The organism is Corallococcus exercitus (genome assembly GCF_003611585.1).
Lineage (GTDB): Bacteria > Myxococcota > Myxococcia > Myxococcales > Myxococcaceae > Corallococcus > Corallococcus exercitus.
In genome coordinates this window covers 1-9,371 of record NZ_RAVW01000389.1, presented here as the reverse complement: position 1 = coordinate 9,371, position 9,371 = coordinate 1, and the positions used below count along the sequence as shown (strand labels likewise).

The 9,371-nt window shown below is 69.8% G+C and carries 8 protein-coding genes and 1 pseudogene; 7 read left to right on the top strand and 2 right to left on the bottom strand.

The window, feature by feature from the left end:
• Together D7W79_RS33205 and D7W79_RS33200 are read left to right on the top strand one after the other, a co-directional pair.
• Nucleotides 1-405: pseudogene (locus D7W79_RS33205) on the top strand (caspase family protein); the annotation flags it as partial.
• Complete coding sequence (locus D7W79_RS33200; RefSeq protein ID WP_120529367.1) at nt 405-1,028, top strand: carboxypeptidase regulatory-like domain-containing protein; 624 nt, start codon at nt 405-407, stop codon at nt 1,026-1,028. The pseudogene D7W79_RS33205 and the gene D7W79_RS33200, both read left to right, overlap by 1 nt.
• Nucleotides 1,029-1,032: 4 nt before the next feature.
• Here D7W79_RS33200 and D7W79_RS33195 read toward each other — a convergent pair whose 3' ends face one another.
• Nucleotides 1,033-1,674 carry a hypothetical protein gene (locus D7W79_RS33195; protein WP_147442172.1) on the bottom strand — a complete coding sequence of 214 codons (642 nt, stop codon included), beginning with the start codon at nt 1,672-1,674 and terminating at the stop codon, nt 1,033-1,035.
• Nucleotides 1,675-1,741: 67 nt separating this feature from the next.
• Here D7W79_RS33195 and hemE point away from each other — a divergent pair, with 67 nt between their 5' ends.
• The 5 genes from hemE to D7W79_RS33170 all read left to right on the top strand — a co-directional run bounded on the left by hemE (nt 1,742) and on the right by D7W79_RS33170 (nt 8,407).
• Complete coding sequence (hemE, locus tag D7W79_RS33190; RefSeq protein WP_120529365.1) at nt 1,742-2,785, top strand: uroporphyrinogen decarboxylase; 1,044 nt, start codon at nt 1,742-1,744, stop codon at nt 2,783-2,785.
• Nucleotides 2,786-2,902: 117 nt separating this feature from the next.
• Nucleotides 2,903-4,204 (top strand): acetyl-CoA C-acyltransferase FadI, encoded by a 1,302-nt coding sequence (fadI, locus tag D7W79_RS33185; protein WP_120529364.1) that lies wholly within the window; start codon nt 2,903-2,905, stop codon nt 4,202-4,204.
• Nucleotides 4,204-6,441: a fatty acid oxidation complex subunit alpha FadJ gene (fadJ, locus tag D7W79_RS33180; RefSeq protein WP_120529363.1), complete on the top strand. Its 2,238-nt coding sequence runs from the start codon at nt 4,204-4,206 to the stop codon at nt 6,439-6,441. Before fadI ends, fadJ begins: the two co-directional genes overlap by 1 nt.
• Before the next feature lie 99 nt (nt 6,442-6,540).
• A complete protein-coding gene (locus tag D7W79_RS33175; protein WP_439099255.1) occupies nt 6,541-7,680 on the top strand; it encodes a mannosyltransferase family protein in 1,140 nt (379 codons plus the stop codon).
• A 67-nt stretch (nt 7,681-7,747) separates the two neighbouring features.
• Entirely contained in the window at nt 7,748-8,407 is a 660-nt protein-coding gene (locus D7W79_RS33170) for a class I SAM-dependent methyltransferase (protein WP_120529362.1), read from the top strand.
• 305 nt (nt 8,408-8,712) lie between these two features.
• On the opposite strand, the gene D7W79_RS33165 is transcribed toward D7W79_RS33170, so the two are convergent.
• On the bottom strand, nt 8,713-9,371 hold a 659-nt coding region (locus tag D7W79_RS33165; RefSeq protein ID WP_120529361.1), incomplete at its 5' end, for a ChbG/HpnK family deacetylase.

Sequence of the window (9,371 nt, the reverse complement as noted above, 5' to 3'; positions counted from 1 at the left end):
GTGCTCCTGGATGGAAGGCTGGACCTCTGGGTGGACGTCGCGGCGGGGCAGGGGAATCAGTCGCTGCGCTTGGATCCAGGAGGCGTCGTGCCGGTGCGGCACCGTACATTGCTCCTGGGCGTGGCGCTGGGGCCGACGTGGACGTGGGGCCGGCTGGGCTTTTCAACGGGGCCGCGCGTGGCCGCATTGTGGCTGCAACGCTCCTTCCAGTTGGAGCTGCTGGACCGGGACGAGCGCTACGTCACGGCCTGGCCGGGCTGGATGGCCGCGGTGTCGTTCCGCTTCACCCCGGTCTGGGTCGTGGAAGCGCGCACGCAGTTGCTGTGGGCCTATGTCCCGGTGGATGGACAGACGCGCACGGTGGGCTTTGGAGGCCTGATGCTGGCCGGAGGGTACCGCTTCTGATGCGAGCCAAGGCATGCGGCTGGGTCCTGGTGCTGGCAATGGCCAGCTGTGGCGGCTTCGACAACGGCGCCTTGCAGACGGGCACGGTGAAGGGGCGCATCCTCGGAGTGGAGGCGGACGTGGCGCGCGTGAGCGTGATGGGCCGCTCCGACCTGCGCGCGTCGGTGGCCGCGGACGGGAGCTTCCAGCTGGCTGGCGTGCCCGCCACGTCGCTGGAGCTGTTCGTGGTCGCCTCCAGGACGCGCGCGGCAAGGAAGTCCGTGGTGGCCCAGGGCGCGCAGGTCACCGACGTGGGCGACATCGCCTCTTCGCCCGGGGCCTTCCTCACCGTGAGGGTGACGGCCGAAGACGGCGGCATTCCATCCGGCGTGGAGGTGGAGCTGAAGGACACGGGGCTGGACCGCATCAAGCTCGACGCCGGAGTCGGCGAAGCGCGCCTGGGGCCGCTGCCCACGGGTTGCTACGAGCTGGAGGTGAAGGCCGACGACCTGGAGGACGTGCAAGAGGAGCTCTGCGTCCGCGAAGGGGAAGAGCAGGTGCGAGCCATCACGCTGCCCACGGATGACAACGGCGGCGGTGACGACGATGGAGGCGACGACCACGGCGGCCGTGACGGCGGCTGAACCGTCACTTCAAGTCAGTGACCCGCAGTGAGTCGAGGAAGGCCTCGCCCTCGGGGAATGGATCACCCTCGGGAGAAATGACCTGAAGGAAGACGAGGCTTGTCCCCGCGACGAGCCAGCGATCGCGGAGCAGTTCTCCAATCGCTTCCGGCATTTCTTCGGGAGGCCCCAGCCACTCGCGGACGACCTTGCGCCATTCCCAGCCGTACCAGGGCGCGGGCAGCCGGGTGAGCTCCGCTTCTGGAATGCCGTGTTGCTGAATCAGCGTCATCCGGAGTTGCTCGCGCTTCTCTTCGGACGATGCCTCGGGAGCGTAGGTATTGGCGGCCCAGTCGATGTGGAGCTGCCTGCCCAGGTCCATGTGGTCCCACGAGCAGAAGCCATAGGCCGTGACTTGCGGGCTCACGCCGGCGACGTCGGTGGGCTCGATGTCCCTGCATCTGGCATCCGCGACCGAACGTGGCGATCTCGGCTCCCCAGCCGGCACCCGGGGCGCCACGACGCTCACGCCAGGAACCGGCTCCCAGCGGACCAGTTCCTGAGGCAGCGGCCATTGTGGCCGGACGGGAGCAGCCGTCCGCCCCGCCGCGCAGGCCATGCATGCGAGCGCGAGCAGGCTCGGAACGTAGCGGTTCAACCGGGTCATGGAGATAGGGTACACCGCAGGCCGTGAAGCTCCTGCCGCCTCCCACCCGCCTTCCCAAGGTGACGACGTGAACGACCGACTCCTGCGCACGGCGCGCCGCCAGCCCACCGACACCACCCCCGTGTGGCTGATGCGTCAGGCGGGCCGCTACCTGCCCGAGTATCGCGCCATCCGCGGCAACATCGCGTTCCTGGACCTCTGCAAGAACCCGGACCTGGCCGCGGAGGTGACGGTCCAGCCCATCACCCGCCTGGGCGTGGACGCCGCCATCATCTTCTCCGACATCCTCATCCCCGTGGAGGCCATGGGCATCCACCTGGAGCTCGGGGACAAGGGGCCGCACTTCCCGAACCCGCTGCGCACCCCCGCGGACATCGACAAGCTCGGCGTCCCCGACCCCGTGGAAGGCACCGGCTTCGTCGCCGAGGCCATCCGCCGCACGCGCAAGGCCATCAACGACTCCGTGCCCGTCATCGGCTTCGCGGGCGCGCCCTTCACCCTGGCCGCGTACATGGTCGAGGGCGGCGGCTCCAAGAGCTACATCCAGATCAAGCGCCTGCTCTTCGAGCAGCCCGAAGTGGCCCACCGCCTCTTCCAGAAGCTCACCGACACCCTCATCCCGTACCTCAAGATGCAGGTGGAGGCCGGCGCCAGCATCGTGCAGATCTTCGACTCCTGGGGCGGCGAGCTGTCCCCCTGGGACTTCGAACGCTTCAGCCTCCCGTACCTCACCCGCATGGTCACGGAGCTCAAGGCCACCGGCGTCCCCGTCATCCTCTTCGGCGTGAACATGACCCCGCACCTGCCGCTGCTGAAGCGCACCGGCGCGGACGTCATCGGCCTGGACTGGCGCTGCCCCGTGGACGAGGGCCGCCGCATCCTCGGGCCGGACGTCGCCACGCAGGGCAACCTGGATCCGCTCCACCTCTTCCTGCCGCGGGAAGAGCTGGACGGTCGCGTGAAGGACATCCTCCGCCGCGCCGGCCCCACCGGGCACATCTTCAACCTGGGCCACGGCATCCTCCCGCCCACGGACCCGGACGCCGCGAAGTTCCTCGTGGACGCCGTCCACAAGCATGGCGCCGCCCTCCGCCAGGGCACGCTCGGCTGAACAAGCCCCTGCCCGACCATCTGGCGAGCAGTTGACTCACGAATCAATCGCCCGTTGACGCGGTGCATTGCCCGCCGTTAGAAGCGCCTCACTCGTTTCACAGAGGGTGAGGCACACATGGCAAGCGAGAAGCGCAACGGCCACCGTCGGGTGGCCATCGTTCGCGGATTGCGGACGCCGTTCGCGAAGGCGGGCACCGTCTTCGCCGGACTGACGGCGCTGGACCTGGGCCGGATGGTGGTCCAGGAGCTGGTGCAGCGCAGCGACCTGGACCCGAACGAAATCAACCAGGTCGTCTTCGGGCAGGTCATCCCCACGCTGACCGCGCCCTCCATCGCGCGCGAAGTGGTGCTGGCGGCGGGCCTGCCCAAGCGCATTGACGCCTTCACGGTGGCGCGTGCGTGCGCCACGTCCATCCAGTCCATGGTGGCGGGCGCCAACGCCATCGCGCTGGGTGACGCGGACGTCGTCATCGCGGGCGGCACCGAGTCCCTCTCCGACGCGCCCATCTTCACCAGCCGCCCCCTGGCGCACGCGCTGGCCGCGTCGTCCAAGGGCAAGAGCCTTCCGGACAAGCTCAAGCCCTTCCAGAAGCTCAAGGCCAAGGACCTCATCCCCGTGCCCCCCGCCATCGCCGAGTACTCCACCGGCGAGACCATGGGTGAGAGCGCGGAGAAGATGGCCAAGGAGAACGGCATCTCCCGCGAGGAGCAGGACCTCATCGCGTTCAACTCGCACCAGAACGCGGCCAAGGCGTGGAAGGAAGGCCGCTTCGACAACGAGGTGATGCACGTCCTCGTGCCGCCGAAGTACGAGCAGTCCGCCACGAAGGACAACATCGTGCGCGAGGACACCAGCCTGGAGGCCCTCTCCAAGCTCAAGCCGGTGTTCGACCGCCGCTATGGCAGCGTCACCGCCGGCAACGCGTCTCCGCTGACGGACGGCGCCGCGGCGCTGCTGCTGATGAGCGAGGAGAAGGCGAAGGCGCTGGGCTACGAGCCGCTGGGCTTCCTGCGCGCGCACGCGTTCGCGGCCACGGACCCGGGCGACCAGCTGCTCCAGGGTCCGGCGTACGCGGCGCCCGTGGCGCTCAAGCGCGCGGGGATGAAGCTCTCCGACATCGACCTGGTGGAGATGCACGAGGCCTTCGCCGCGCAGGTGGCGAGCAACCTCCAGGCGCTCGCGTCCAAGGAGTTCGCGAAGAAGGCGGGCTTCAACGCGCCGGTGGGCGAGGTGGACCGCTCCATCCTGAACGTGACGGGCGGCTCCATCTCCCTGGGGCACCCGTTCGGTGCCACCGGGGCGCGCATCGTCACGCAGGCCCTGAACGAGCTGAAGCGTCGGAACAAGAACACGGTGATGTGCACCGTCTGCGCCGCGGGCGGGCTGGGCGCCGCGGTCATCCTGGAGCGTGCGTGATGGCGACCAAGCAAGAGGCAGTCGAAGCGAAGCAGGGCTTGAGCTACGACGTCACGAACGGCGTCGCGGTCATCACCGTGGATCAGCCGGGCGCGCCGGTGAACACGCTGTCCCCGGAAGTGGGCACCGCGTTCACCACGCTGCTCCAGCAGGCGGAGCGGGACCCGGAGGTGAAGGCCGTGGTCTTCATCTCCGGCAAGAAGGACAACTTCGTCGCCGGCGCGAACATCGACTTCCTGCAAACCATCAAGACCCCGGCCGACGTGGAGGCCATCAGCCGCGGCGCGCACGCGCAGTTCGACCAGCTGGAGGCCTTCTCCAAGCCGGTGGTCGCGGCCATCCACGGCGCGTGCCTGGGCGGCGGCCTGGAGTGGGTGCTCGCGTGCCACTACCGCATCGTCACGGACAGCCCCAAGTCGGTGGTGGGCCTGCCGGAGACGCAGCTGGGCCTCATCCCCGGCGCTGGCGGCACGCAGCGGCTGCCCGCGCTGATTGGCGCGCAGGCCGCGCTGGACCTCATCCTCACCGGCAAGAACGTCAAGCCGTCCAAGGCGAAGAAGCTGGGCATCGTGGATGAAGTCGTTCCCGTGCCCATGCTGAAGGACATCGCCCTCAAGCGCGCGGCGGAGCTGGCGGCGGGCACGCTGAAGGTCGAGCGCGCGCACCAGGGCTTCAAGGCCGTGGCCCAGAGCAGCAAGAAGAAGGGCCTCGCCGGCCTCTTCCAGGGGCTCATCAGCAAGGACCTGTGGGCGGAAGCGGCGCTGGAGGACAACCCGCTCGGCCGCAAGGTGCTGTTCGACCAGGCGAAGAAGGCGCTCCTGAAGAAGACGCGCGGCAAGTACCCCGCGCAGGAGAAGGCGCTGCAGGTCATCCGCGTGGGCCTGGAGTCCGGCCGCAAGGCGGGCCTGGAGGCGGAAGCGAAGGCGTTCGGCGAGCTGGTGTTCACGGACGTGTCGAAGCGGCTGGTCGAGATCTTCTTCGCCACGACGGCGCTGAAGAAGGAGAACGGCACCGCCAACGCCAGCGTGAAGCCGCGCGAGGTGAAGAAGGTGGGCGTGCTCGGCGGCGGGCTCATGGGCGGAGGCATCGCCTACGTGGCCGGCGTGCTCCAGGGCGTGCCCGTGCGCGTGAAGGACCGGGACGACGCGGGCGCGGGCCGCGCGCTCAAGCAGGTGCAGACGGTGCTGGACGAACGCGTAAAGCGCCGCTCGCTCACCCACCGCGAGGCGAACGCGAAGCTGTCCAACATCACCGCGGGCACGGACTACAGCGGCTTCAAGTCGGTGGACCTCATCATCGAGGCCGTCTTCGAGGACCTGAAGCTCAAGCACCAGGTCATCGCGGAGGTGGAGGCCGTCACCGGCGAGAACACCATCTTCGCGTCCAACACCTCCAGCCTGCCCATCGGCGAGCTGGCGAAGGGCAGCAAGCGCCCCTCGCAGGTGATCGGGATGCATTACTTCAGCCCGGTCCACAAGATGCCGCTGCTGGAGATCATCACGCACCCGGGCACCGCGGAGTGGGTGACGGCGACCTGCGTGGACGTGGGCAAGAAGCAGGGCAAGACGGTCATCGTCGTCAACGACGGGCCGGGCTTCTACACGTCGCGCATCCTGGCGCCGTACATGAACGAGGCGGCGTACCTGCTGGCCGAAGGCGCGGACATCGTCCAACTGGACAAGGCGCTGGTGGACTTCGGCTTCCCGGTGGGGCCCATCACGCTGCTGGACGAGGTGGGCATCGACGTGGCCCAGAAGGTGGGGCCCATCATGGAGGCCGCGTTCGGCAAGCGCATGGCGGCGCCCAAGGCGCTGGAGGGCGTGGTGTCCGACGGCCGCCTGGGCCGCAAGACGAACAAGGGCTTCTACCTGTACGAGAACGGCAAGAAGCAGGACGTGGACCCGCAGGTCTACCTGCTCCTGCCGCACGGCAAGGACCGCAAGTCCCTGGACGCCTCGGAGATGGCGGAGCGCGTCGCGCTGCAAATGGTGAACGAGGCCATCCGCTGCCTGGGCGAGGGCATCCTGCGCAGCCCCCGCGACGGCGACGTGGGCGCCATCTTCGGCCTGGGCTTCCCGCCGTTCCTGGGCGGCCCGTTCCGGTACGCGGACGCGCTGGGCCCGGCCAACCTGCTGCGCAAGCTGGAGCACTACCAGGACAAGTACGGCGAGCGCTTCACGCCCGCGCCGCTCCTGGTGGAGAAGGTGCGCGCCGGCAAGGGCTTCTACGAGGCCTGAAGTCCGCCTGACGCACCGGGGCGGGGGAGGGGACGGCTCAAGGTCCTCTCCCCGTTTCCGGGCCTGACTTGACGCGGGGGGCGGTTCTGGACCAAGGGCATGGCCCGCATGGTCCGTTCCGCTCCTCGTGTTGTCCTGACCGCCGGGCTCGCCGCCCTGGTGGTGTGCACCGCGCTGGTGACGGCGTCCGCGCTCGCGTTCCCGCAGGGCTACAGCCCCGCGAGGCTGACGTGGCCGGGCGCCCCCATCCTCCTGGGCTGGGCGCACTTCGACGCCGGCTGGTACGCGCGCATCGCGACGGAGGGCTACAGCTACACGCCCGGCCAGCAGAGCCCGGTGGCGTTCTTCCCGCTGTACCCGCTGGTGCTGCGCGGGCTGGGGTTGCTGCACCTGGATACGTTCATCGCGGGCGTGCTCGTCACCATGCTGTGCGGCCTGGGCGCGCTCTACGTCTTCACGCTGTGGGCGCGCACGCGGGCGGATGAAGAGGCGGCGCGCAACGCGGGGCTGCTCCTGGCGTTCTACCCGTTCGCGTTCTTCCTCTACGGGGCCATGTATTCGGACGCGCTGTTCCTGCTGCTCATCATCGGGGCGTTCCTGCTGTTGGAGCGGGGACAGCTGGGATGGGCGGTGCTGCTCGCGGCGGTGGCCACGGCGGCGAGGCCGGTGGCGCCCGCGCTGGTGGTGGGGCTCCTGGCGCGGCGGCTGGAGTGGAAGCACGAGCGCGGCCTGAAGTGGAACTGGGTGGACCTGTTGCCGGTCCTCGCGGCGGCGGGCTTCGTGCTGTACGTGCTCTACCAGTGGAAGGCGTTCGGAGAGCCGTTCGCGTTCGTGAAGGTGCAGTCCGCGCCGGGGTGGGACCAGAAGCCGGGCTGGCGCACGTGGGCGAAGCTGCGCTGGTTCCAGGGCTTCAGCCGGCAGATGTCGCTGTCGGACGGCCTGAGGCTCGTGGGGCACGCGGCCGTTACGGTGGGGGCGCTGGCGCTGGTGTGGCCCACGGCGAAGCGGCTGGGGTGGGGCTATGGCGTGTACACGCTGGCCATCGTGGGACTGCCCGCCATGTCCAGCAAGGACTTCATGGGCATGGGGCGCTACCTCCTGGCCGCCTTCCCGCTGTTCCTCACGCTGGCACTGCTGCTGAGGGAAAGGCCGCGCTTGAGGTGGGGCGTGCTCGCCACATTCGCCTGCGTGATGCTGGCACTGACCGTGGCGTACGGAGCCGCGGAGTACGTGTCATGAGCGGACGGATGGGACGAGCGCTGGCGCGTGGCGCGAACCCGGTGGCCTTGAGCGTGGAGGCCACGTCATGAGCGGGCTCATGGACCAGGCCCTGAAGCTGTATGCGCACCTGCCCGCGAGCGAGCGCTTCCACGTGCACGCGCGAGCATCATCGGCCCCCCTGCTCGCGGTGGCGTCGCGCATGCCTTCCGGAACGGTGGCGGACATCGGCTGTGGGCACGGCCTCCTGTCCGCGGTGATGGCGCTCGCGGTGCCGGAGCGCCGGGTGCTCGGCGTGGACCTTGATGAGCGCAAGGTCCACTGGGCGAAGCAGGCCCTGTCCGGGCTGCCCAACGTGACGCTGGACGTGGGCTCGGTGGAGCAGCTCGCGAGCACGCAGCCGCACACGCTCGACGCGGTGGTGGTCTGTGACGTGCTGTACCTGCTGCCCGAAGCGAAGTGGCCCGGCTTCCTCCAGTCCGTGCGCGGCCTGCTCAAGCCCGGAGGCCGCTTCCTGTTGAAGGAAGTCGAAGGGGACCACTCCTGGAAGCACGGCAAGGCGCTCGCCCAGGAGTGGGTGATGGTGTCCCTCCTGGGACGCACGAAGGCCAGCGGCGGCATGGTGCTCAAGCCGCGCGTGGACGGAGTGCGGCTGCTCCGGGACGCGGGCTTCGAGGTTCGCGAGGTGGTCGGACTGGGCGCGGGCTACACGACGCCGCACCTGCTCTACGACGCCGAGGCCCGCTGACGGAGCCCGAGCCTTCGCGGTGAGCCGCTCGCGTCGGCCGGAAAGCGCCTACGCGACTTGCACCCCCGGACCTCCCTGCTGTCCCCGCTCGCCTCGGTCCCAACCTGTCCGACTGTCGGACAGGTTTCCGCAGCGCGAATTCGGCAGGGCAGGGGGGGGCCCGCCGCGGTCGTCCCAACTGGTCCGACAGTCGGACCAGTTCGTGCGGTCCGCCGCCGCCGGGAGTCCCAGCCGGGTTCCCACCTTCTCATCCAAGAGGACCGCATCCCGGTCCGAGGGCTGGAGCCGGCCCTACCGAGCGACCTTCAGCCCAGCTCGCCGTAGTTCGCGAGCGCGATGCCCCGCTCCACGAGCTTCGCCTTCACCCGGGGGCTCGTCAGCGCCGCCAGCTCCGCGTCCCATCCATACCGCCACGCCGGGTCCTCCGGCACATGCGGCGCGCCTTCTCCGGGGTGGCACCCCAGCTCGAAATCCCCCGCCGGCAGCGCGTCCAGCACCCCCAGCAGCGCCGCCTCATCCAGCCGGCCCGCCTCGAACACACCGCCAGCACTGACCCGCCGCACCCCCGGCCGGGCCCGGGGCGCCGTACGCGCGAGCACCGCCAGCACCGTCGTCTTCAGCGCCGGTCCAGGAGCCCGCAGCCACGACGCGCGCGGCAGTGCATCTGGCCATCTCAGGGGCAGGCCCTCGCGAGCGGCAATCCCCTCCACCACCGACCGCACCCCCGGCAATAGGTGCAGGTGCTGGTGCCCATCCAGGTGGTCCACCTTCGCGCCCAGCTCCCGAGCCCGGGAGAGCTGCGCGGACAGCTCCCGCTCCAGCTCCTCGCGCCGCACCTGGCCCGTCAGCCACGCCTTCGCGAAGTCCGCCCAGCTGCCCCGGAGCCGCCCGCCCGGCGCCACCGTCCGCACTGACTCCGAGGGAGCCGCGCACGGCAGCCGCGTGGACAGCGCCAGGTGCACGC

Excerpts from the sequence above, each read along its gene's own strand:
- fadJ (WP_120529363.1), top strand. The coding sequence starts at position 4,204 with ATGGCGACCAAGCAAGAGGCAGTCGAAGCGAAGCAGGGCTTGAGCTAC.
- D7W79_RS33195 (WP_147442172.1), bottom strand. The coding sequence starts at position 1,674 with ATGACCCGGTTGAACCGCTACGTTCCGAGCCTGCTCGCGCTCGCATGC.
- D7W79_RS33175 (WP_439099255.1), top strand. The coding sequence starts at position 6,541 with ATGGCCCGCATGGTCCGTTCCGCTCCTCGTGTTGTCCTGACCGCCGGG.
- D7W79_RS33170 (WP_120529362.1), top strand. The coding sequence starts at position 7,748 with ATGAGCGGGCTCATGGACCAGGCCCTGAAGCTGTATGCGCACCTGCCC.
- D7W79_RS33200 (WP_120529367.1), top strand. The coding sequence starts at position 405 with ATGCGAGCCAAGGCATGCGGCTGGGTCCTGGTGCTGGCAATGGCCAGC.
- fadI (WP_120529364.1), top strand. The coding sequence starts at position 2,903 with ATGGCAAGCGAGAAGCGCAACGGCCACCGTCGGGTGGCCATCGTTCGC.